Annotated in this window: 21 protein-coding genes and 1 pseudogene; 12 read left to right on the top strand and 10 right to left on the bottom strand. The window is 68.2% G+C overall.

Annotation, left to right across the window (positions count from 1 at the left end; all coding sequences use genetic code 11):
* Positions 1 to 6 precede the first annotated feature (6 nt).
* The 5 genes from ACWDNU_RS37675 (at position 7) to ACWDNU_RS37655 (ending at position 4,972) form a co-directional block, all read left to right on the top strand.
* A complete protein-coding gene (locus ACWDNU_RS37675; RefSeq protein WP_449672356.1) occupies positions 7 to 1,086 on the top strand; it encodes an erythromycin esterase family protein in 1,080 nt (359 codons plus the stop codon).
* Positions 1,087 to 1,151: 65 nt separating this feature from the next.
* Positions 1,152 to 2,375, top strand: a complete 1,224-nt coding sequence (locus ACWDNU_RS37670) for an NAD(P)/FAD-dependent oxidoreductase (protein ID WP_449672355.1) — start codon at positions 1,152 to 1,154, stop codon at positions 2,373 to 2,375.
* Between the two features lie 12 nt (positions 2,376 to 2,387).
* Entirely contained in the window at positions 2,388 to 3,560 is a 1,173-nt protein-coding gene (locus tag ACWDNU_RS37665) for a 4-hydroxybenzoate 3-monooxygenase (RefSeq protein WP_449672354.1), read from the top strand.
* Between the two features lie 440 nt (positions 3,561 to 4,000).
* Positions 4,001 to 4,189, top strand: coding sequence for an ArsR family transcriptional regulator (locus tag ACWDNU_RS37660; protein WP_449672353.1), 189 nt, complete (start codon positions 4,001 to 4,003; stop codon positions 4,187 to 4,189).
* Between the two features lie 60 nt (positions 4,190 to 4,249).
* Positions 4,250 to 4,972 carry a Clp protease N-terminal domain-containing protein gene (locus ACWDNU_RS37655; RefSeq protein ID WP_370932382.1) on the top strand — a complete coding sequence of 241 codons (723 nt, stop codon included), beginning with the start codon at positions 4,250 to 4,252 and terminating at the stop codon, positions 4,970 to 4,972.
* Positions 4,973 to 5,048: 76 nt separating this feature from the next.
* On the opposite strand, the gene gndA is transcribed toward ACWDNU_RS37655, so the two are convergent.
* The gene (gndA, locus tag ACWDNU_RS37650; protein WP_449672352.1) at positions 5,049 to 6,485 is read right to left on the bottom strand and encodes an NADP-dependent phosphogluconate dehydrogenase; all 1,437 of its coding nucleotides are present in this window, start codon (positions 6,483 to 6,485) and stop codon (positions 5,049 to 5,051) included.
* A gap of 56 nt (positions 6,486 to 6,541) precedes the next feature.
* Entirely contained in the window at positions 6,542 to 7,459 is a 918-nt protein-coding gene (locus ACWDNU_RS37645) for an MBL fold metallo-hydrolase (RefSeq protein ID WP_449672351.1), read from the bottom strand.
* 282 nt (positions 7,460 to 7,741) lie between these two features.
* Between ACWDNU_RS37645 and ACWDNU_RS37640 the strand changes: the two genes are divergently transcribed.
* The gene (locus tag ACWDNU_RS37640; protein ID WP_354738712.1) at positions 7,742 to 8,596 is read left to right on the top strand and encodes a helix-turn-helix domain-containing protein; all 855 of its coding nucleotides are present in this window, start codon (positions 7,742 to 7,744) and stop codon (positions 8,594 to 8,596) included.
* On the opposite strand, the gene ACWDNU_RS37635 is transcribed toward ACWDNU_RS37640, so the two are convergent.
* Positions 8,556 to 9,710, bottom strand: a complete 1,155-nt coding sequence (locus ACWDNU_RS37635) for a glycosyltransferase (RefSeq protein ID WP_449672350.1) — start codon at positions 9,708 to 9,710, stop codon at positions 8,556 to 8,558. The genes ACWDNU_RS37640 and ACWDNU_RS37635 overlap by 41 nt on opposite strands.
* Before the next feature lie 120 nt (positions 9,711 to 9,830).
* On the opposite strand from ACWDNU_RS37635, the gene ACWDNU_RS37630 reads away from it, so the two are divergent.
* The gene (locus ACWDNU_RS37630) at positions 9,831 to 10,679 is read left to right on the top strand and encodes an SAM-dependent methyltransferase (protein WP_449672349.1); all 849 of its coding nucleotides are present in this window, start codon (positions 9,831 to 9,833) and stop codon (positions 10,677 to 10,679) included.
* Positions 10,680 to 10,878: 199 nt separating this feature from the next.
* Here the strand turns inward: ACWDNU_RS37630 and ACWDNU_RS37625 are convergent, their stop codons facing one another.
* Positions 10,879 to 11,115 carry a hypothetical protein gene (locus ACWDNU_RS37625; RefSeq protein WP_370932378.1) on the bottom strand — a complete coding sequence of 79 codons (237 nt, stop codon included), beginning with the start codon at positions 11,113 to 11,115 and terminating at the stop codon, positions 10,879 to 10,881.
* A 484-nt stretch (positions 11,116 to 11,599) separates the two neighbouring features.
* Between ACWDNU_RS37625 and ACWDNU_RS37620 the strand changes: the two genes are divergently transcribed.
* The gene (locus ACWDNU_RS37620; RefSeq protein WP_370932377.1) at positions 11,600 to 11,860 is read left to right on the top strand and encodes a DUF397 domain-containing protein; all 261 of its coding nucleotides are present in this window, start codon (positions 11,600 to 11,602) and stop codon (positions 11,858 to 11,860) included.
* A gap of 169 nt (positions 11,861 to 12,029) precedes the next feature.
* Positions 12,030 to 13,469 carry an amidase gene (locus ACWDNU_RS37615; RefSeq protein WP_449672348.1) on the top strand — a complete coding sequence of 480 codons (1,440 nt, stop codon included), beginning with the start codon at positions 12,030 to 12,032 and terminating at the stop codon, positions 13,467 to 13,469.
* Here ACWDNU_RS37615 and ACWDNU_RS37610 read toward each other — a convergent pair.
* Positions 13,428 to 14,264, bottom strand: coding sequence for an alpha/beta fold hydrolase (locus ACWDNU_RS37610; protein ID WP_449672347.1), 837 nt, complete (start codon positions 14,262 to 14,264; stop codon positions 13,428 to 13,430). The genes ACWDNU_RS37615 and ACWDNU_RS37610 overlap by 42 nt on opposite strands.
* 75 nt (positions 14,265 to 14,339) lie before the next feature.
* Here ACWDNU_RS37610 and ACWDNU_RS37605 point away from each other — a divergent pair, with 75 nt between their 5' ends.
* Positions 14,340 to 14,876, top strand: coding sequence for a CGNR zinc finger domain-containing protein (locus ACWDNU_RS37605; RefSeq protein ID WP_449672346.1), 537 nt, complete (start codon positions 14,340 to 14,342; stop codon positions 14,874 to 14,876).
* Positions 14,877 to 14,938: 62 nt separating this feature from the next.
* Positions 14,939 to 15,133, top strand: a pseudogene (locus ACWDNU_RS37600) (CGNR zinc finger domain-containing protein); the annotation flags it as partial.
* Here ACWDNU_RS37600 and ACWDNU_RS37595 read toward each other — a convergent pair.
* Genes ACWDNU_RS37595 through ACWDNU_RS37585 form a run of 3 tightly spaced genes read right to left on the bottom strand, consistent with a single transcriptional unit; the run spans position 15,109 to position 17,883 of the window.
* Entirely contained in the window at positions 15,109 to 15,960 is an 852-nt protein-coding gene (locus ACWDNU_RS37595) for an oxygenase MpaB family protein (RefSeq protein WP_449672345.1), read from the bottom strand. The pseudogene ACWDNU_RS37600 and the gene ACWDNU_RS37595 overlap by 25 nt on opposite strands.
* Before the next feature lies 1 nt (position 15,961).
* Positions 15,962 to 16,540 (bottom strand): TetR/AcrR family transcriptional regulator, encoded by a 579-nt coding sequence (locus ACWDNU_RS37590; protein ID WP_449672344.1) that lies wholly within the window; start codon positions 16,538 to 16,540, stop codon positions 15,962 to 15,964.
* Complete coding sequence (locus tag ACWDNU_RS37585) at positions 16,507 to 17,883, bottom strand: amidase (protein ID WP_449672343.1); 1,377 nt, start codon at positions 17,881 to 17,883, stop codon at positions 16,507 to 16,509. Before ACWDNU_RS37585 ends, ACWDNU_RS37590 begins: the two co-directional genes overlap by 34 nt.
* A gap of 203 nt (positions 17,884 to 18,086) precedes the next feature.
* On the opposite strand from ACWDNU_RS37585, the gene ACWDNU_RS37580 reads away from it, so the two are divergent.
* The gene (locus ACWDNU_RS37580; protein ID WP_449672342.1) at positions 18,087 to 19,115 is read left to right on the top strand and encodes a D-cysteine desulfhydrase family protein; all 1,029 of its coding nucleotides are present in this window, start codon (positions 18,087 to 18,089) and stop codon (positions 19,113 to 19,115) included.
* Here ACWDNU_RS37580 and ACWDNU_RS37575 read toward each other — a convergent pair.
* Together ACWDNU_RS37575 and ACWDNU_RS37570 are read right to left on the bottom strand one after the other, a co-directional pair.
* Positions 19,093 to 19,776 carry a DUF998 domain-containing protein gene (locus tag ACWDNU_RS37575; RefSeq protein ID WP_370932369.1) on the bottom strand — a complete coding sequence of 228 codons (684 nt, stop codon included), beginning with the start codon at positions 19,774 to 19,776 and terminating at the stop codon, positions 19,093 to 19,095. The genes ACWDNU_RS37580 and ACWDNU_RS37575 overlap by 23 nt on opposite strands.
* A 59-nt stretch (positions 19,777 to 19,835) precedes the next feature.
* Entirely contained in the window at positions 19,836 to 20,600 is a 765-nt protein-coding gene (locus tag ACWDNU_RS37570) for a protein phosphatase 2C domain-containing protein (RefSeq protein ID WP_449672341.1), read from the bottom strand.
* Positions 20,601 to 20,766 lie beyond the last annotated feature (166 nt).

The raw sequence follows: 20,766 nt of genomic DNA, 5'->3' as shown, positions 1-20,766 counted from the left end.
AAAGCAATGCAGACCTTTGACGACTTCCTCGCGCACCGTTCCCCGACGCTGCTCGGTCTGGGAGAACCCACGCACTGGACCGAGGCGTTCCCGTTGTTCCGCAACGAAATCTTCCAGCATCTGGTCCTCGAACACGGCTACCGGTCGATCGCGCTGGAGAGCGATTGCCTGGCCGGACGCTTGGTCGACCGCTACGTCACCACCGGCGAGGGCGACCTCGACAAGGTGCTGGCCACCGGGTTCAGCCACGGGTTCGGAGCGTTCCCGTCGAGCCGCGCGCTGGTCGAGTGGATGCGCGACCACAACGCTGGCCGGGCGCCCGAAGACCAGGTCCACTTCCACGGCTTCGACGCTCCGCTCGAGATGGCCAGCGCGCCCAGCCCGCGCGCGGTGCTCACCGAACTGCATGGCTTCCTGTCCAAGCACCTTGACGACGTCCCGCACGACGTCGCGACCATCGAGCGGCTGGCTGGCGACGACGCGGCGTGGGCCGACGAAGCGGCGATGTGGGACGGGGCGAAGTCCAAAGGGGACAGTCCGGACGCGCGCGAGCTGCGGTTGGTCGCCGACGATCTCGCTGGCCACTTCAAACGGGCTCGCCCGGCGCTGCCCGAAGGAGGAGACCTGCTCGCGCGGACCGCGGTCGGGCTCTGTCGCTACCACTCGCTGATGGCCGACACCTCGCCGGAACGGATGGGCAGGCTCGGGGCGCAGCGCGACACGATGATGGCGGACAACCTGCTCGCGCTCCCGGGCACCTTCGTCTCCGCGCACAACCAGCACCTGCAGCGGCGCGCGGCTTCGATGATGGGTGCGCAGTGGTGGAGCGCGGGCGCGCAGGTCGCTGATCGACTTGGTGACCGGTATGTGTTCATTGCCACCGATTTCGGGTTCTCCGATGCGGTAGGGGAGCCCGCGCCGGGGACATTGCAGGAGTATCTCGCCGCGACGGTTCAGGACCGTGAACTGGTCGAAACCGCCGGAATCGACCCCGATCTGCCTGCACGGACCGGCGACGGACGCGGGTATCTCCCGTTCGACGCGGTCGAGGCGGCGGACGCGATCGCGTTCCTGCGGCGGGTGTGACCGCTGCTCCTCGACGATCTTGGCTGAGGTGTGCTCAGATGGAGCGAGATGTCGGGAGGAGCGAGATGAGCACCGAGACCGTTCTCGTCGTCGGCGGTGGGCAAAGCGGGTTCCAGGCCGCGGCGTCCTTGCGCGACAAGGGGTTCGCCGGCCGCGTGGTTCTCGTCGGCGACGAGCCGGGGGTGCCGTATCAGCGGCCGCCGCTGTCGAAGGCGTATCTGGCGGGCAGCGCGGGCGTCGAGCAGCTGGTGCTGCGGCCCGAGGATTACTTCGCCGAGAAGGACATCGAGCTGGTCCCCGGCCGGGTCGCCGCGATCGACCGGGACGCGGCGAAGGTCCGGCTCGAGGACGGTACGGAGCTGGGTTACGACCATTTGGTGCTGGCCACCGGCGCGCGCAACCGTGCGCTGCCGGTGCCCGGTGCCGACCTCGAAGGCGTCCTGACGCTGCGCACGCGCGCGGACGCCGACCGGCTGCGGGCCTCGCTGGACGCGGCCGGCGACGTCGTGGTGATCGGCGGCGGGTTCATCGGGCTGGAGTTCGCCGCGCACGCCGGCCGTCCGGTCACCGTGGTGGAGGCGCAGGATCGGTTGCTGGCGCGGGTCGCGTCGCCGGAGATCTCGGAGTTTTTCGCCGAACATCACCGGGCGGCCGGGCACACGTTGTTGCTGGGCGTCGGGGTTACCGCGCTGCACGGGTCCGACCGCGTGGAGTCCGTCGAACTCTCCGACGGGCGACGGCTGCCTGCCGACCTTGTGGTCGTGGCGGTCGGCGTGCTGCCGGAAACCGCGCTGGCCGAGGCGGCTGGGCTTGAGGTGCGCAACGGCGTCGTCGTGGACGAGCACCTGCGCACGGAGGACCCGAAGATCTTCGCGATCGGCGACTGCGCTTGCTTCCCCTGCGTGCAGGCCGGGGCCGCGACCCGGCTGGAATCCGTGCAGAACGCCGTTGACCAGGCTCGATCGGTGGCCGCGGCGATCGCCGGGGAACCGGCTCGGTACGACAGCCTGCCGTGGTTCTGGACCGACCAGACCGGCGCGAAACTGCAGATCGCGGGCATTCTCGGGGCCGCCGACCGGACCGTGGTCACCGGTGATCGGTCCGCCGGGAAGTTCTCCGTGCTGTCCTTCCGCGACGACGTGTTGATCGCCGTCGAATCGGTCAACCGCGCGCCGGATCATATTGCTGCGCGCCGGTTGTTCGCCGCGGAGCCGCATCCGGCGTACGCGGATCTGGAAGCCAGCTCGTTCGATCTGAAAGCACACCTGAAGTCGCGCACCGCGGCTTGATCGGAGGTTCCGTTGCGCACGCAGGTCGCCGTGATCGGTGCTGGCCCGGCCGGGTTGCTGCTGTCGTATTTGCTGCACCAGGCGGGTGTCGAGGCTGTGGTGCTCGAGGCCCGCGACCGCGAGTACGTGCGGCAACGCGTGCGCGCCGGGGTGTGCGAACAACCGACGGTCGACCTGCTCACGGAGATCGGCCTCGGCGGCCGGTTGGCGGCGGAAGGCTTGCCGCACGAGGGTTTCTCGCTCCGGTTTGATGGTGCCGACCATCGCATCGCGCTCACCGAGCTGACCGGCAAGGCGATCACGGTGTACGGGCAGCAGGAGATCGTGAAGGACCTCGTCGACGCGCACGAGGCCGCGGATCTGCCGCTGCACTTTGAGATCTCGGAAGTTTCACTGTCCTCTTTGGATACTTCGCGTCCTGTTGTGCGCTATCGGGATTCCTCCGGCGCCTGGCAAACCCTGGAATGCGACGCCGTGGCAGGCTGTGACGGTTTCCACGGTGTTTCGCGTCCGTCCATTCCGGACGGTGTGCTGACTACCTTCGAACGCGAGTACCCCTTCGCCTGGCTGGGAGTGCTGGCGCAGACGCCGCCGTCGCACGAGGAGTTGATCTACACCCATCATCCTCGGGGATTTGCCTTGCACAGCATGCGCTCCCCGGACGTCACGCGGCTGTACCTGCAGGTTGATCCTGGGGAAGACCTGGCGGCCTGGTCGGATGACCGGATCTGGACGGAACTGTCGACGCGCCTGGCGGTTGATGGGGAGTTCACTCTGCAGGAGGGGCCGATCCTGGACAAGGGCATCACGCCGATGCGCAGCTTCGTCACGGAGCCCATGCGCCACGGCCGGTTGTTCCTGGCCGGCGATGCGGCGCACATCGTGCCGCCGACGGGGGCCAAGGGAATGAACCTGGCCGTCGCGGATGTCGTGGTGCTGTCGCGGGCTTTGGTCGCTTTGCTGCAGGGGGATTCGGCGCTGGCTGAGTCCTATTCGGACACTTGCCTGCGGAGGGTGTGGCGGGCGGAGCACTTCTCGTGGTTCATGACGACGATGCTGCACGTGGACCCGGGCGCGGACGCCTTTGCCCGGCGGCTGCAGTTGTCGCAACTTCGGTACACGGCGTCGTCTAGGGCGGCGGCGACGAGCTTGGCGGAGAACTACGTGGGGTTGCCGTTCGCCTGAGTGCACCAGCGGCGGCTACTTGCTCGCTTACACCCAAGTGAGCAAGTAAGTGAGCAAGTAGAGGCGGGGCAGCTGTGAGACGACGAGGAACCGGTTACGGAAGCAAGTCTTGCCGACTTGGACTCCGAAGTCGTCTCGACGTTCGTCGGGCGGCTTCAACAGCAGCGGCCCTACGCGTTCGCGGACCTTTCGCGAGAGGATGTTCTACGCAGGGTCAAGGTTCTCGTCGATGATCGGGTGACTGCCGCGGGATTGCTGGCACTCGGACGCTATCCGCAGCACTTCTTCCCTCAACTGATGATCTCCTTTGTGCATTACCCGACGCCGGAGGGAGCGGATCTCCGCACCGGAGACAGATCCCTCGACAACCGGGTTCTCGAGGGATCGCTTCGGTCGGCGCCGGTCTTCGGACGAGCGGCAGGCGGGACCGGCGGCGCGAGGTGCTGGACGCCTTAGGCTCCGCCGAACTGGCCCGGGCCGAACTGGCGGCGCTGCTGGACATGCCGGACAAGACGGTGTCCCGATGGTTGCGCGTTCTTCGAGACGAGGAACTGGTCGAGTTGATCGGCGAGTCCCCGCGCAGCCCGAATCGCTACCGGCGCACTGGCAAGGCCATGCTCGGCGAATAAGCCGCACACCTGGTCAACCAAGGGTTGACGCAACCCAATCGTCAACCTACAGTTGACGCCATGACCGACTCAGTGAAACTCGACGACCTCATCAGCGCCATCAAGGCGAACAACGACAAAGACGCTCTCGCTCAGCTCACCGACGCCGTGTACGTCGGCCAGCATCTCGGCGACGTCGCGGACCACCTGATCGGCCACTTCGTCGACCAGGCGAGGCGCAGCGGGGCTTCCTGGACCGACATCGGGGCCAGCATGGGCGTAACCAAACAAGCCGCCCAGAAGAGATTCGTCCCGAAGGGCGACGATCCATCCGGCGGGATACAGCGGATGTTCGGCCGCTACACCGACCGGGCCCGGCACGTCATCGTCGCGGCTCAACAGGCGGCCATCGACAGCAAGAGCCCCGGGATCGACACCGTTCACCTGCTGCTCGGCCTGCTCTCCGAGCCGGACGCGCTGGCGGCGGGAGCGATCGTCGCGCAGGGGATCACTCTCGACGCGGTCAGGGAAGCTGCCGAGGCGAAGCTGCCGGAGCCAGTCGACGAGGTGCCGGAGAAGGTGCCGTTCACTCCGGCGGGCAAGAAGACGCTCGAACTCACCCTGCGCGAGGGGCTGCGGCTCGGGCACAACTACATCGGCACCGAGCACCTCCTCCTCGCCTTGCTGGAACAGGGCGAGGGCGCGGGCTACGAAGTCCTTGCCGCACTGGGGGTCGACAAGGAACAGGCCGAAACGAAGATCAAGGAATTCCTCGCGGAAATTCTCGGCACCTTGCAAAAATGATCGCCATCCTGCCCCTTGGATAGCGAGAAGGGCTCTCCCCGAGAACACGGGGAGAGCCCTTCCTCAACACCAAAAATCAGGCTTCGACCTCAGACTGGTCCCCGGCCCACAGCGTGTGGAACGAGCCGGGACGGTCGACTCGCCGGTAGGTGTGTGCGCCGAAGAAATCGCGCTGTCCCTGCACCAGCGCGGCCGGGAGCCGGTCCGCGCGCAGGCCGTCGTAGTACGCCAAGGCAGTCGAGAAGCCGGGCGTCGGGATGCCAAGGCGGACCGCCGTCGAGATCACCGAACGCCACGAGTCCTGCGCGTTTTCGACCGCTGCCCGGAAACCGCCGGAAGTGAGCAGCGTCGGGAGATCCGGCTCGGCGGCGTAGGCGGACGTGATGTCGTTCAGGAACTTCGCCCGGATGATGCACCCGCCGCGCCAGATCGAGGCGACGCGGCCCAGGTCGATGTCCCAGCCGTACTCGGCGGCACCGGCCTGGATCTGGTTGAAGCCCTGTGCGTACGCGACCACCTTCGACGCGTACAGCGCCTGTTCGACGTCGTCCGCGAAGGTCTCCAGCGCGGACCCGGTGAGCGGCGTGCGCGTCGGTCCGCCCAAGCCGCGCGCTGCCGAACGCAATCCCGTCGACCCGGACAGCGAACGCGCGAAGACCGCTTCCGCGATACCGCTGATGGGCACGCCGAGGTCGAGGCCGATCTGCACGGTCCAGCGGCCGGTGCCCTTCTGCTCCGCAGCGTCCTCGACCACGTCGACGAACGGCTTGCCGGACGCGCCGTCGACGTGCTTGAGCACCTGGGCGGTGATCTCGATCAAGTACGAGTCGAGCCGCCCGGTGTTCCAAGTGCCGAAGACGTCGGCGATCTCCGCCGGGGAGTAGCCCGCCGCGCCGCGCAGCAGGTCGAACGACTCCGCGATCAGCTGCATGTCGGCGTACTCGATGCCGTTGTGCACCATTTTGACGAAATGCCCGGCCCCGTCCGCGCCGACGTGCGTGCAGCACGGTTCGCCGTCGACCTTCGCCGAGATGTCCTCGAACAGCGGGCCGAGCGACTCGTAGGACTCCTTCGACCCGCCGGGCATGATGCTCGGCCCGTGCAGCGCGCCTTCCTCGCCGCCGGACACGCCGGTGCCGACGAAGTGCAGGCCACGCTCGCGCAGCGCCTGCTCGCGGCGGCGGGTGTCCGCGAAGTGCGCGTTGCCCGCGTCCACGATCACGTCGCCGGGCTCCAGCAGCGGCGCGAACTCCTCGATGACGGCGTCGGTCGGGCCGCCCGCCTTCACCATGATCACGATTTGCCGCGGCCGCTCCAGCGCGTCGACGAACTCCTGCGCGGAGTACGCAGGGATGAAGTCGCCTTCGTCGCCGAACTGCTCGACGAGCGAGCGGGTGCGCTCCTCGGAGCGGTTGTGCAGGGCGACCGTGTGCCCGTGCCGGGCCAGGTTCCGCGCCAGGTTGCGGCCCATGACCGCGAGGCCGGTGACCCCGATGCTCGCCTTCTTGCTCATCCGAAACCTTTCCGAAAACCTCTGCCGGATTCCGAGCCTAGCCACAAAACCGGTGCTCACGAGAAGCAGCGGATCGGGCCCCCGTTCCAGGCCAGCATGTCCTTCAGCGGAGCCACCAGATCGAGTGGCGCACCCCACCCTTCGCCGTCGAGTTCGGCGTACGCCCGGTGCAGGTTTCCGGCGAGGCGTTCCTGTTCGGTCAGCTCGGCGAACCGGCCGAGGTCGGTCGCCCTCGCCTGTTCCAGCGGCGAGCGGCCAGCCGCCTTGCCGGTTTCCGCCGTGCGCTGGACGAACTCCAGGTAGTCGTCGACCAGGTCCACCGTTTCGAGTCCGCACACCGGGCCGTGGCCGGGCAGGATGACCGCCGGGTCGAGCTCGCGGATCACGTTCAGCGCGGCCCGCCAGCCCGCCACCGAGCCCATGAGCGCGAACGGGCTGCCGCCGTTGAACACCAGGTCGCCCGCGTAGAGCAGACGCTGTTCGGGCAGCCAGACCAGGACGTCGTTGGTGGTGTGCGCGGCGTGGCCGGGGTGGATGAGGTCGATCCGGGTCTGTCCGGCGTAAAGGGTGACGGTGTCGTCGAAGACCAGGTCGGGCACGCGCAGTTCGAGCTTGCCCCAATCGCTGTCGGTGAAGACGCCCTCGTACCGCTGGATCCCGTCGGCCAGCAGCGTCTCGCGGGTCTTGCGGTGGCCGACGACGGTGGCGCCGCCGACGAGGTAGTTGCCGTTGGTGTGGTCGCCGTGGTGATGCGTGTTGACGAGCGTCGTGACCGGGCCGGCGGTGTCGCCCACGGCCGAAAGCAGGGCGCGCGTACGCCGTTCGGTCGCGCATGTGTCGATAAGCACAGCGTGTCCGTCGGCGTCGACGAAGCCGCAGTTGTTGATGAACCAGGAACCGTCGGGCTGGACATAGCCGAACGCGCCGTCTGCCAGCTGTTTGACGCTAGCCGCGCCAGGGGATCGATCGAGCACGCCGACACTATGCCGCCCATGCCGTCGGCGTGGGGCCTCCGCGGTGCAGCTGTGCCCGGAAGTCTCCTCTTAGTCCGAATGGAGTAGCCGAGATGTCCGCGGCGCCCGGAATCCACTGCTCCGGCAGGGTGACATGCCGGGTGACTGGCGTTCTCGTGCATTTCCTGAAACGCTGCCGGGTGTCATCATCGAACTCCGTTGGGTCGCAGTGGCCTGGGTGGTTCGTAGTTCGCGGTCCGGCGGAAAGCCCGTCGGCATAGTGGTCCAGGAGAGCAAGGGGAGATGGCGAGCACCGTCACCTCGCGCCGCAAGCAGCTCGGCAATGAGCTCAGGCATGCTCGAAACGCCGCGAAGATGACGCAGCAGCAAGTCGCCGAGGTACTCGGCTGCACCCAGGGCAAGGTCAACAAGATCGAGTCCGGTGCGGTGGGGGTCAAGCTCGGAGATGTGCGGACCATGCTGAACGCGTTCGGGATCAACGGCGAAGAAGCCGACACTCTGATGAACCTGGCCCGGGCCGCGGCCGGGCAGCGCGGCCATTGGTCGGGCTACCGGTCGGTGGTGCCGCACTGGTTCCGCACCTTCACCGACCTCGAGCCCGCCGCCGCGGAGATCCTCACCTGGCACGGCGAGCGCGTGCCGGGGCCGCTGCAGTCCGAGCACTACATGCTCAAGCAGTTCACCGAGGCGGGAGCCACCGACGTCACGTCGCTCGTGCGCAACCGGCTCGACCGCAAAGCGGTGTTCGACCAGCAGCAGCCGCCGTACTACCGGTTCATCATCAGCGAGGGCGCGCTGCGCCGCGCACCCGGCGGGATCGCGCCCGCGGTGATGCTGGACCAGGTGGAGCACCTGCTCGCGCTCGACCGGCACCCGCGCGTGTACGTGCACGTGCTGCCGTTCGGCGCGAAGCTCGCCGCGGTGCCCAACGACTTCACGATCATGCGGTTCCCGGACCGCACGCGCGACTTCGTCTACATCGAACACTCCGCGGGCGGGCTGTACCTCGACGACGTGAAGGACTTCAACATCTTCGTGGACTCGTGGGACCGGCTGCGCGGGGCCGCTTTGGAACGGGGCGAGACGCGCCAGTTCCTCAAGGAGCTGGCGGAAAGCTACCGCTCCCAGATGATGTGACCAGCGCTTCGAGCACGGGCACGGTTTCCGCGGCATCGGGCAGGGCGTTGATCTCCGCTTGCACTCGTTGCGCGGCCTCGCGATAGCTGGGGTCGGCGAGTACTTTCGCGGCGGCTTGGCAGATTTCGTCCGGAGTGGACGTTTCCGGGTCCAGTGCGTGCCCGACGTTCAGCGCGGCGCAGCGCCGGGCGTTGCCGGGCTGGTCGGCGCCCATCGGGAAAAGCAGCGAGGGCAGACCGTGCGAGAGCGCGCCGATCACGCTGCCGGATCCGGCGTGCGAGATCATCAAATCGAGGCGCGGCAACAGTTCGGCCTGCGGGACGAACCGTTCCACGCGGACGTGCGCCGGTTGCGGCCCGAACTCGGCGGGGTCGATCTGGGTGCCGACGGTGGCGGTCACCTCGGCGTCCAACTGGCCCAGCCCGGCGAGGGTGCGCTCGATGAGATCGCCGGACTCGAGGTTGAAGTTGGTGCCGAGCGTGAAGTACACGTGCGGCTTCTCGGCGGGCTGGCGGGGCGCGACCGGATCTCCTTGGCGGAACGAGAAAGTGCCCGGCCGCAGCGGCGAACTGGGGTCGCGAAAGGACGGCGGGATCGGCGAGAGCACCTGGCCGCGGGTGAGCATTCCGAGCTCTGGATCGTCCGGCAGGCCATGCGCGGCGCGGGCTTCGGCGAGCGGTTCGGCGAGAAGTTCCTTGCGCAGCAACGTTCCCGCGGCGAGCACCAGGACGGTCGCGCACGGCAGGCCCAGCACCTCGGCGGCGATCGCGCCGGAGAAGTCCACTTCGTCCCGGACGATCAGGTCCGGCCGCCATTCCCGGGCGATCTCCAGCAGCACCGGCACGTGTTCCTGAGTCGCGCGGCGGGCGAACAGCTCCCGGATCTCCCAGTCGTCACGCGCCGGATCGACCGGCGGCATCGGCTGTCGTGTCGTCCCGACCTCACGTGGTTTGTTCACCGCGAAGGTCGTGAACCCGGCTTTGGCGAGCGCGGGTACATGCGAACCGCCGCCCGCGACCGCTACGGTGTGGCCGCGCGCGAGGAGCGCTCGCGCGACCGGTGCCATCGGATCCCAGTGGCCGCGACCGCCGACGAACGAGAAGAGGATGCGCATCCTCCGCAACCTAGTGGCCCGGATGTACTTCAGTCGTGGCATTTTCGGGCGATTGCCGGGGGCGGCGGCGCGCGGGCGCGGCGAGTGGGCACACTGGTACCCGCACGGAAGGGGAAGCTGATGACTCAGGCACCGGATCCGGAAGCCCCGGAGGGCGTCGACCTCGATCGGCCGAACGCGGCGCGGATCTACGACTGGTTCCTCGGCGGCACCGCCAACTGGGCCATCGACCGCGAGTTCGGCGAAAAAGCGGTCCAGACCTTTCCGATGATCAAGACCATCGCCAGGGCCGGCCGCGAGTTCCTTGGCCGCGGCGTGCGGTACATGGCCGAACAGGGCATCGACCAGTTCCTCGACATCGGCTCCGGCGTGCCCACGGTCGGCAACGTGCACGAGATCGCGACGTCGGTGAACCCGAACGCGCGCTGCGTCTACGTCGACAACGAGCCGGTGGCCGTCGCGCATTCGCAGATCCTGCTGGAACGAGACGGCGTCGCCGACCGGCACGCGGTGCTGCAGGGCGACCTGCGCAACCCGGCCGACGTCTGGCCGCGCGCGCTCGACACCGGCGTACTCGACCCGAAGCGCCCGATCGGCCTGATCATGGTCGGAGTGCTGTACTTCGTCGGCCGCGACGAGCCGGCGCTGGAGATCGTGCAGAAGTACCTGTCGCTGCTGCCGTCCGGCTCGTATTTCCTGTCCTCGCACCTGACCGACGACGGCGTCCCGACGAACGACGGCGAACGCCGCGACGCGATCCACAAGCAGTACCAGAAGTCGAGCACGCCGTTCCATTACCGCTCGCGGGCGGAGTTCGCTGAGTTCTTCTCCGGGCTGGAACTGGTGGAGCCGGGCATCGCGTGGGTGTCGGACTGGCACCCGGAGGCGGGCGAGACGACGGCGAGCGACCGGATGGCGGACGATCCTTCGTTCAGCGGCGGGATTTGCGCTTTGGGGCGCAAGCCCTGACCGTGCGAAAGTCTGTGAGGGGAACCCTGAGGGAATCAGAGTCCCTGAGGGTTCCCCTCACGTACATCAACGGGGACCCGGCGGCGACATGGTCTAGACCGGCAGAAGTGGTCTGAACCTCGATCGCGGCCAGGGTCCGGACACGAAAACGCTCCCCGGGCAAAGGATTCCGGGGAGCGTGGACGATGCGGGCTTCGGCTCAGCCGAGCCCGTGGAGAATCGGTACTCGTGTCTCGCGACGGTGGCGGGTGGTGTGGACGCTGTCCGCTTGGCGCGGAGCGGGTACTTCGATTTCGGTGTCCACAACCATCGGGCTGCGCAGCGGGGCCTGGATCAGGCTGAACCCGAACCGGTTGCGCAATTCGTGATTGATCCCACGTCGGCCGCGAGTGTGTTCGTCCTCACGGCGGAAAAGCGTGGTGAGCCGGACGGCCATGGGATCACACCCCCAGTTCGGATAACGGGAACCGGCGCGGGTCGGCGCCGGCCGGATCGGGGTGGTACGCGCTCGGCGGGTCAACGCCGGGCACCAGGGAAACCGCTCCGTTGCGGCGTCTCCGCAGGGTCGTCGCAGCACCTGGACCAGTGCGGATCCCGGAGAGGCGGGCGGATCGGCTCCTGGCCGGGCCGAACGGGTCGGCTCGCATCCGCACTCCTCCCGATATCTCGCAGCTGTTCCGCTGCCCGGGCCGGGTGTCCGGGCCGGTGCTGACGGTGTTGGGCTGAATGTCGCAAGCCATTCACCCACCACTGACGCCCCGATCGCTGCGATTAATCCTACTCCTGGAATAATCTTCATGTCGAGATCGGGTCGAGTTGATCACCCGCTTGGCCCTGCGGTTTGCTCCGTAGTGACGCAAAGAAGCCGGGGACGTGCACCAGACCGCACGCCCTGCACAAGGCTCGGAGGTGGACGACCCATGGCGGATTATCCGTCGCCCCAGGATTACGACCCGGACACGGCAGAGTCGCTGTTCGCGGCCGCGGCCTGGGCGAAGTCGTTCGCGAGCGAACCCAACGGCGGAAACTGTGTCGAGGTCAACCTCTCCCGTCCCGGCTTGATCGGCGTGCGCGACACGAAGCTCGCGGCGAGTCCGGTGCTGGTCTTCGACCGCGGCGAGTGGGACGCCTTCCTCGTCGCGGTCAAGGCCGGCCAGTTCGACCTGCCGCCGAGCCAGTAGTCCACCACGGCGAGGTCTCAACGGAGAACGATTCGCCAACAGTCACTCGATCGGGTGGAGTGCGGATCGGCTCTGGTCACCGTGGGTGCCGGGGGTTGTGGGTTGAATGTCGGCTTGGCGAGGGTCGCCTGCTGAGTAGGTTGAGCGGCCCGACCCCACGGAGCGCGCGATGACCTCACTCCACTACCTCTCTGCCGTGGAAGCGCTGCGGCTCTTCCGGGCCCGCGAGTTGTCACCCGTGGAGCTGATGCGCGCGGTCGTGGAACGGGCCGGGCGGGTCGAGCCGGACGTCAACGCGTTCGCCGAGGAGATGTTCGAGCAGGCGCTGCGGGCAGCGGCGGTCGCGGAGAAGCAGTACGCGCCCGGTGGCCAGCCGAGGCCGCTCGAAGGGCTGCCGGTCGCGGCGAAGGAAGAACAGCCGCTGGCCGGGCATCCGGTCACCGACGGCACCCTCCTGCGTCCGCCTCAACTGGCGCGGGAGACCGCGATCGGGCTCAGCCGGATCCAGGCGGCAGGCGGCATTCTGCACGCTCGCACGACGACGTCCGAGTTCTGCTGCATGCCGCTGTCTCACACGCGGCGCTGGGGGATTACGCGCAATCCGTGGAACCTCCAGACCGCTGCGGGCGGCTCGTCCGGCGGTTCGGGCGCGGCGTTGGCGGCTGGGACGGCCTTCCTTGCCACGGGGTCGGACATCGGTGGTTCGCTCCGCGCGCCCGCGTCCTTTACCGGTGTCGTGGGGTTCAAGCCGCCGCACGGCCGCAATCCGGTCTTGCCGCCCGCTGGGTTGGACACCTACTACCACCACGGTCCGATGGCCCGGACTGTCGCCGATTGCGCGCTCCTGCAGAACGTCATGTCAGGCGAAGACCCGCGCGACCCGCACTCGCGGCTCCCGGCGGTTTCTGTCGAACTGGGTGACGTGCGTGGGCTCCGCGTCGCGTGCTGTCCGGTGCCTGGCGACTTCCCGGTGGACTTGGAGATCGCGGCCAAAACCCGCGCGGTCGGGCAGGCGCTGGCGTCCGTTGGTGCGGCGGTGACCGAGATCGAGATCGACTGGACGCTCGACATGGTCAAGCAGGCCCTGTGGGCGCACTTCGGGACCGGCCTGGCTGCCGAGGTCCTGGAGTTGGACCGGCGGAATCCGGGCGTGATCACGCCGTACTGCCAGGCGTTCGCGCGCAAGGGTGTCGAGAACATTGTGGACGCTCAAACCGGCCACGCGGTCGAAGCGGCGATCCGCGAGCGCCTCGACGCGGTGTTCGGCCAGTTCGACGCGCTTATCGTGCCGACTCTCGGTGCCACTGCGTTTGCTGCTGGCGAGGACTATCTGTCCGCGGAGGTCGTGGTCAACGGTGTTGCGCTGGAACACTTTTCTGACGCGTCGCTGACTCCGGCGTTCAACGTCGGCAGCGAGCATCCGGTGCTCGCCGTACCGTCCGGTTGGGCCAGCAATGGGGTGCCGACCGGCGTTCAGGTCGTCGCGGACAAGTACGCCGACAGTGTCGCGTTCCGCGTCGGCGCGGCGATCGAGCAGACCGTGGGCGCGGGGTTCGCTCGGATTCCGTTAACTGGCCAGGAATTCCCGCAGATGTGCCACGACTTGTGAGGGTTGTTCCTCGGGGAGGAAGTGTCCACAGTCTTCGAGGCCGATGCCGGTCACGTGGTCCGCGTAGTCGCGCCAGATGTCGAGCGTGGGCAGGCTGCCGAGCAGACCGGCCCTGCCCCACATCGCCAGTACCGGCTGGGTGAGGCGTTTCCCGGCGGCGTAGTCGGCGTCGTCCAGTTCAGCGTCGTCTGGGAACGAGGCGCGGTAATCGTCGAAACCGGCTCGCAGCGCGCCGGGCGCTTCGAAGGCGCGGACGTACTCGGCGACGTCTTCGGCGGGCAGTCCGTGGCGTTGGAAGGTCCAGCGCTCGAAGAAGTACCCGAGGTAGGCGGCGATGTTCTGTCCGGCCAGTAGCTCGGGCAGGTCTGGCTGCAGGTGGAAAAGCCAGTGCCAGTAGGCCTTCGCGAGATCTTTGTCGAGGCGACGCCACATCTCCCGCGTCGGCGCGATGTCCAGCACAGCCAGTCGCTCCACCTGGTCTGGACGGTCTAGCGCCCATCGATGCGCGACCCGCCCGCCGCGATCGTGCCCCGCGACCGCGACCTGGTCGAACCCGAGCTGCTCGGCCAGCTTCGCGACGTCGGCGGCCATCGTGCGCTTGTCGTAGCCGGTGCGGGGTTTGTCAGTGCGCCCGTATCCACGCAGGTCAGGGGTGATCACGGTGTGCGTCTCGGTCAGCGGCCCGGCGACGCGGTGCCAACAATGCGACGTCTGCGGCCAGCCGTGCAGGAGGAAGAGCGGCGGACCTTCGCCACCGTGGAGGTAGTGCATGCGCAGATCGTCTACTTGGGCCATGGCTGCTTCTAACCGGCTCATGGGGTTAGACGGTAGCGCGGGTTCTCACCGGTTTCAATGGTTAGAATGAGTGGCATGGAGTGGGTGTTCGACGCCGGACGGCCGTGTCTGCACCTGGTGAACACGCTGCGCTCCCGGCATCTCCCGGAGGGCATCGAGCTGCTCACCGGTCCGGACGCGCTCGCGGAATGGCTTGAGCTGGCCGGGTTCGGCCGCCTGCGAGTGACCGCTGCCGAGGTCGCGGCGGCGAAGGAACTACGCGAGGCCGTGAACCGGCTGCTGACCGCCAAGCCGCTCGCCAAGGATGTCCGGCTGGTCAACGACGCCCTTGCCGCGGCACCGAAACCGGACCGGCTGCTGTTGAAGGACGGCGTTCTGCAGCGGGAGGTGCCCGCTGCGCCGGATCCGGTGGCGACGGCCTTCGCGGTGCTGGCCGCAGACGCGGTCGATCTCGCGACCGGCGTGGAGGACATCCGGATCTGCTCAGCCGACGACTGTGGTCTGCGGTTTGTCGACACGTCGCCGCGCCGGACTCGGCAGTGGTGCTCGATGTCCCGCTGCGGAAACCGAGCGAAGGCCCGGGCGCATTACGAGCGCACGAAAAACCGGTAAGCCCTAGGGTGCTCGCGCAGCCACACATTGAGCTTGCCGACTGTTAGTGCGCAGCGGGCACGGCGTTCGCGGTGCTGGCCGCGGACGCGGTCGATCTCGCGACTGGCGTGGAGGACATCCGGATCTGCTCGGCGGACGACTGTGGTTTGCGGTTTGTCGACACCTCGCCGCGCCGGACTCGGCAGTGGTGCTCGATGTCCCGCTGCGGAAACCGAGCGAAGGCCCGGGCGCATTACGAGCGCACGAAAAACCGGTAAGCCCAAGGGTGCTCGCGCAGCCACACGTTCAGCTTGCCGACCACTCGCATCGGGAGAGTGCGCAGCGACGGCGGCATCACTGTGCCGAGCATCCTTGCCGCGCGGCAAAAACGGGCGAACTTGCGCGCGTCTCCGGCAGTCCATCGCAGACCAAGGCGGTCACGCAGTTCGGGCGGGAGCGTCGCGCGGATAAGGAACATCTGCCCGGTCGAATATCCTTTTTGGAGCTTCGACCACTGGCGGTCCGACATGCGGGAGAATGGTTTCCCGACGCTGTCGATGGTTTCGAACAGCGTGCTGATCGTCTCGTTAGGGCCGAATCCGGCGATCATCTCTCGGTAGTATTGCTCGAATTCCGGCCAGGTCGGCGGCAGGTACCGCTCGCGGATGCCGAGGATCCGGCCGATGCCGCACATCTGCGCGTAGTACTCCGCAAGCTCTGAAGCGGACATCGGACGGCCGAAAAACCGTTGCGCTTCAACGGGAGCCATTACCAGTGTCGCGTGCACCCACGCGTACGCGCCGGGGTCGAGCGCGCTGTAGCGGCGGCCGTCGGCGGTTCCGGTGAAAGTCCGGTGCAGTTTTCGCAGCCGCGAGGCCTCGACCTGTGCGCCTTTTGTTCCGCCGTACACATAGATCGACAATGAAGCGACGGTGCGCATCAGCCGGGTCCACGGATCCTCGCGGTAGTCCGAATGATCCCGCACCCCAGCCGCCACAACCGGATGCGCGACCTGCAGCACCAGCACCTGCCCTGCGAGCAGTGCGTCGCGGAAGTCGCCGAAATAGCGCCAAGCCGCAGTGCCGCGGACGACCGGCGGGGCCACGTCAGCCTCGGGCTCCGTGCAACAGCATCATCAACGGCTCGGCGGCCGGAACGTCCGTGCCGGTCGCGAGACGGCGCAACTGCAGCCCGGCGATCAGCGCGACCACCGGCCCGGCCACCCGTTCCGGATCCGGCAGCCCGAGTGCGGTCAGGATCGTGACGGCCAATTCGTCATACGCCGCAAAGCATTTCGCTGATGCCTCGTGCAGTCCGGGGTCGCGCGCGGATTGCAGGTACAGCTCGTGCGGCGCGAGTTCGTCCGTGCCGAACGGCAACTGCTTGATCACGTGCTCCACGACGGTCGCCGCTTCTTCGAGGCTCAGCCCTTGTTCCCGGTACACCTCGACAATCCCCGCCAGCTTCGCCGTTTCCTCCTCGGCGAACAGCAGCATCGCCTCGCGCAACAGCTCGGTCTGGCTCGGGAAGTGATACGTCAGCGTGCCGAGCGAAACCCCGGCCGCGGCGACGATGCGCCGGTTGGTGAGCCCGCCGACGCCCTGCTCGCCGACCACTTTCAGGGTGGCGCGGAGGATCGCGTCGCGGGTGCTCACCACCCCGGCTCGGGACGTCGGTCCGGCCATCGCAGTACCTCTTCCAGTTGCGCGGCAACGGAAATCAGCCGCTCCTCGGAATGCGACGGGCCGAGCAGCTGGGCGCCGAGCGGCAACCCGTCCGCGGTCAGTCCGGCAGGCACGTTCACCCCGGGCCAGCCCAGCACGTTCCACGGCCAAGCGTACGGGCACGCGGCGATCATCGACTGATCGGTCTGCCAGCCGGAAAGCCCGTCGAAGGACCCGATCGCGGGCGGCGGGGTGGCGGTGGTCGGCGTGAGCAGGACGTCGATGTCGCCGAACATCCCGCCGATCCGGCGGCGCAGCACGGGTTCGAGCGCGCGGGCGAGTTTCAGCGCGGGCCCGGCGAGCAGGCCGCCTTGCTGGGCGTTGCTGCGGGTGCGCGGGTCGAGCGCGGACGGCTCCGGCACGCGGCGAGCCCAGTCGCGCACGCCGGTGAGCGACCGCGGCAGGAAGGTAAGGCCGATCAGCCCGTACCCGGGTTCGACCGGCACGATCTCGTGCCCCAGTCCGGCGAGCGTTTCGGCGGTCTGCCGCACCGCCGCTTCGACCACTGGGTCGAGCCTGGTTTTGGTGGCGGTGAAGGGAATCCGGGTGGAAAGGCCGATTCTCAGCCGTCCGGGTTCGCGCTGCGCGGCGGTCTGGAACGACGTGCCGGTGCCCGCGGTGACGTCGAGCAGCGTGGCCGCGTCGGCGACCGTCCGGGCGAGCGGACCGAGCACGGTGAGGCCGTGGAACAGTTCGCTGCCGGTCGGGATCCGGCCGCGCTGGGTTTTGATCCCGACGAGCCCGGTCCACGCCGCCGGGATGCGCACCGAACCCGCGCCGTCCGACCCGAGCGCGGCGGCCACGATCCCGGCCGCCACCGCCGCGGCCGATCCGCCAGACGACCCGCCCGGCGTGTGCTCAGGCTGCCACGGATTGCGCGTCGCGCCGAACGCCGTGCCCTCGGTGAACGGCCATTGGCCCAGCTCAGGCGTGTTGGTCTTGCCGATGATGACCGCGCCGGCCCGCTTGAGGTTCGCTACCGCTGGTGCGTCGCCGGTGGCCACCGGGAAGTCGCCGGGGCAGCCGAACGCGGTGGGCAGGCCGGTGATGTCCACGTCGTCCTTGATCGCCACCGGCACCCCGAGCAACGGCGCGCGATCACCGTCGGCGCGGCGCTGATCAGCTTCGGCGGCCTCGGCGAGCGCGGCTTCGTCTCGCAGGACACGGAACGCGTTGAGCACCGGCTGGCTCGCGTGGGCCCGCTTGAGCGCGAGTTCGGTGAGCTGCACGGCCGTGACTTCGCCAGCTTCGAGCGCGGCGACCTGGTCGGCAAGGGTCGTGAACTCTGTCAGCGCGGAAGGCATCAGCGGCTCCCCTTCTCTCGTTCGCTCGAACGAACGTATCACGGCGGTGGCCGGGAGGCACCCCTGTCGGCACCGAGCCGGGGGATTGTTTCCTGCCCCAGCGCGGCCAGGACTCCGCTTTCTGGCCGGCCGCAGACCGGGTGACAGCCTGAGAAAGCCACCTAAACTCCAAACCATCAGCCCGGCCAGCGCACGGAGGATCGATGACGTTCGACTTCGCCCGGTTCCCCAGCTTCGACGGTTTCCCGCGCGCCGGTCTGCACCACGGGCCGACCCCGCTCGTCCCGGCGCCGCGGCTTGGCGACGCGCTCGGCATTCCCAGGCTGCTGCTGAAGCGCGACGACGTCCACCCGCTCGGCGTCGGCGGCAACAAGCTGCGCAAACTCGACTTCCACCTCGGCGCGGCGCTCGCCGACGGAGCCGACACGGTGATCACCTTCGGCGCGCTGCAGACCAACCACGGCCGTCAGACCGCCGCAGCGTGCGCGAAGCTCGGGTTGCGCTGCGAACTGGTGCTCACCGCTGAGGTGCCGCGCTCCGGTGACGCGTACGAGCGGTCCGGCAACGTCCCGCTTGACCTCCTCTTCGGCGCGCGGGTGCACATCTGCGCGTCGGACGCGGAAGCGACCGCGACGTACGAGCGGCTGCTCACCGACGCAGCGGACGAGGGCCGAAAAGTGAGGACGGTCCCAGTCGGTGGGTCCGACCCACTGGGCGTTCTCGGCTATGTGGATGCCGCTCGCGAGCTGGCTGCCCAGCTGGTGAAGCTGGGTCTGGACCACGCCCGGATCGTCGGTCCGCACGCCAGCGGGGCTACCGCGGCCGGGCTCGCGCTCGGCACGGAGGTGCTCGGTTCGCTGGACCTGGACGTCGCCTGCGTCAGCCACCCGCTCAACGAGGCTGTGGACAACTTGTCCCACCTCACCGCCGGGGCCGCGCAGTTGCTTGGGTTCGACCCACCGAAGCTCGAGCACGTGTGGCTGAACGACACGACGATCGGCGAGGGATACGGCATTCCGGCGTCGGGGACCTGGGAAGCGATCCGGTTGTTCGGCCGCACCGAGGGCGTCGTGCTCGACCCGGTCTACACCGGAAAAGCCGCCGCCGCCCTGGTGGAATGGGCGGCGGCGGGACGGTATTCGCCGGAGGAGACCGTGGTGTTCGTCCACACCGGAGGTCTTCCCGGATTGTTCGGTTACGCGCCCGAATTCATGGCCGAGGCGCGGAAGTAACGAGCACCGCCGCGCGAGCGGTTTCGGTCCGCACGGCGATGCGGAGCAGGACCAGCAGCAGCGCGACGTTCGCGATCAGCGTGAGCCGCTGAGTCGCGCCCACCGGCAGCACCTCGGTGAGCACGTGGAACGGCTGCACCCCGGCCTCGTCCAAGCGGACAAACAGGAAGCTCAGCGCGAACAGTCCCACCGCGGCGAGCCCGAACTTCAGCCACCGCACCACGAACACGCGTTCCGCGGTGCCGCGCAACGGTTCCAGCATCGTGATCGCCGCGCCGGGCAGGCTCGCGAACGCGACCAGGCACGAATAAAGGTGGATGTCGCCGCTGAGCGGATTCGGGCTCGGTGGGTAACTGGCCGGAAAAACCGCCGCCACCGCCAGCCCGAGCGCCCACAGCATGAGCAAAGCCTTGGTGCTGAACGTCATCGGCACACCGCCGGCGATCAGCGCGCCGAGCACCGCGAGCGATCCGACGGCCACCGACAGCACGCTCGCCCCGAGCATGCCTTCCCCGCGGTCGGTGATCGTGTAGCTCGAAAGCGTGTCGTAGATCGGGTCGTGCGAGCTGATGATGTGCAGCACGGTGATCGTGAACAGCCCCCAGGCGATCGCAGCCAGCGCGGTCAGGCGCCATCCCCGGACGCCTCGTGAGTTCCCCATGTAGCCAGATTGGCCGTTCGGCGGCGTTTCGTGATCAGGGAAAACCCCTGATTCAGCCCCTACCCCGTGAAGTCGGCGAGGACGAGCACCTGGTCGTCGTGGCGTTTGGCTCGGGGCCAGCGGACGGCGTGCGGATCGTCATTCTCGGCGGCTCGTACTGCGTCCAGCACTGCTTCCGGGCCTTTGTTTTTGGCCAGTTGCAGGACTTCTGGCCACTTGAAGAGGCCGTACTCGTCTACTCCGATCGCTACGCCGTCGGTGGCAATGAGGACTGCGTCGATGTCTTTGCGCGGCCAGCTGCGTTGGACGGCTTTGTGGGCTGCGGTGGGGTCGGCTTCGGCTACCCAGAAGCCGTCTTCGGCGTTGCGTCTGCGGCGGACGTCTGCGCTGGTTTGGAGGAGGCCGTTGTTGCGTAGGGAGATTAGGCGGTCGTCGGCTACTACGTCGGTGCCGGAGTGTCCAAACGCGACTATTGGGCTGTCGGCTAGGACCAGGGCTTCGATTTCGTCGGCGGTCCAGCGGAGGATCGAGACTGTGCTGGAGGGGGAGTTTCCTGGGGTTAGGTCGTTGGCTTTGGCTACTTCGGTGATTGCGGTTGCCAGTGCGGTGGTTAGGGGTTGGGTGGGGTGGGTGGTTAGTTCTTGGGCTAGTTGGTCGCGGAGGAGGTGGGCGTACCAGCCGCCTGGGGGGAGGTCTGGGCTTGGGGAGGTGGCGCCGTCCAGGACCAGGACGGCGTTGGGGAGGAGGGCGATGTGGTCTTCGGTGGGGCGGGGATGGCCGTCGGAACCGACTCCGGCTCGCTCGGCGGTCGAGATCTCGGGCACGTCGTTGACTGTAGCTCTCGTTGGGTGTGGTTTCGGCTCGTCGCCTGGCGGCGACATTGCGCACCTGGGTTGCGTGGGGCACCCCGAAGCTTGAGTGTGCTGACGGTCTGGGGGCGTCCCGCACCCCCGCGTCGCGCAGCGCGCCGAGCAGTTCGAGCTCCTCGGC

The sequence above is a fragment of the Amycolatopsis sp. NPDC003676 genome (assembly GCF_053587275.1).
The sequence above is the reverse complement of the archived record's forward strand: the minus strand, read 5'-3'. Positions and strand labels throughout refer to the sequence as shown.

What these genes read in the sequence shown, in the direction of transcription:
- ACWDNU_RS37675 (WP_449672356.1), top strand. Translation starts at nt 7, where the DNA reads ATGCAGACCTTTGACGACTTCCTCGCGCACCGTTCCCCGACGCTGCTC.
- ACWDNU_RS37670 (WP_449672355.1), top strand. Translation starts at nt 1,152, where the DNA reads ATGAGCACCGAGACCGTTCTCGTCGTCGGCGGTGGGCAAAGCGGGTTC.
- ACWDNU_RS37655 (WP_370932382.1), top strand. Translation starts at nt 4,250, where the DNA reads ATGACCGACTCAGTGAAACTCGACGACCTCATCAGCGCCATCAAGGCG.
- gndA (WP_449672352.1), bottom strand. Translation starts at nt 6,485, where the DNA reads ATGAGCAAGAAGGCGAGCATCGGGGTCACCGGCCTCGCGGTCATGGGC.
- ACWDNU_RS37640 (WP_354738712.1), top strand. Translation starts at nt 7,742, where the DNA reads ATGGCGAGCACCGTCACCTCGCGCCGCAAGCAGCTCGGCAATGAGCTC.
- ACWDNU_RS37635 (WP_449672350.1), bottom strand. Translation starts at nt 9,710, where the DNA reads ATGCGCATCCTCTTCTCGTTCGTCGGCGGTCGCGGCCACTGGGATCCG.
- ACWDNU_RS37630 (WP_449672349.1), top strand. Translation starts at nt 9,831, where the DNA reads ATGACTCAGGCACCGGATCCGGAAGCCCCGGAGGGCGTCGACCTCGAT.
- ACWDNU_RS37625 (WP_370932378.1), bottom strand. Translation starts at nt 11,115, where the DNA reads ATGGCCGTCCGGCTCACCACGCTTTTCCGCCGTGAGGACGAACACACT.
- ACWDNU_RS37620 (WP_370932377.1), top strand. Translation starts at nt 11,600, where the DNA reads ATGGCGGATTATCCGTCGCCCCAGGATTACGACCCGGACACGGCAGAG.
- ACWDNU_RS37615 (WP_449672348.1), top strand. Translation starts at nt 12,030, where the DNA reads ATGACCTCACTCCACTACCTCTCTGCCGTGGAAGCGCTGCGGCTCTTC.
- ACWDNU_RS37610 (WP_449672347.1), bottom strand. Translation starts at nt 14,264, where the DNA reads ATGGCCCAAGTAGACGATCTGCGCATGCACTACCTCCACGGTGGCGAA.
- ACWDNU_RS37605 (WP_449672346.1), top strand. Translation starts at nt 14,340, where the DNA reads ATGGAGTGGGTGTTCGACGCCGGACGGCCGTGTCTGCACCTGGTGAAC.
- ACWDNU_RS37590 (WP_449672344.1), bottom strand. Translation starts at nt 16,540, where the DNA reads ATGGCCGGACCGACGTCCCGAGCCGGGGTGGTGAGCACCCGCGACGCG.
- ACWDNU_RS37585 (WP_449672343.1), bottom strand. Translation starts at nt 17,883, where the DNA reads ATGCCTTCCGCGCTGACAGAGTTCACGACCCTTGCCGACCAGGTCGCC.
- ACWDNU_RS37580 (WP_449672342.1), top strand. Translation starts at nt 18,087, where the DNA reads ATGACGTTCGACTTCGCCCGGTTCCCCAGCTTCGACGGTTTCCCGCGC.
- ACWDNU_RS37575 (WP_370932369.1), bottom strand. Translation starts at nt 19,776, where the DNA reads ATGGGGAACTCACGAGGCGTCCGGGGATGGCGCCTGACCGCGCTGGCT.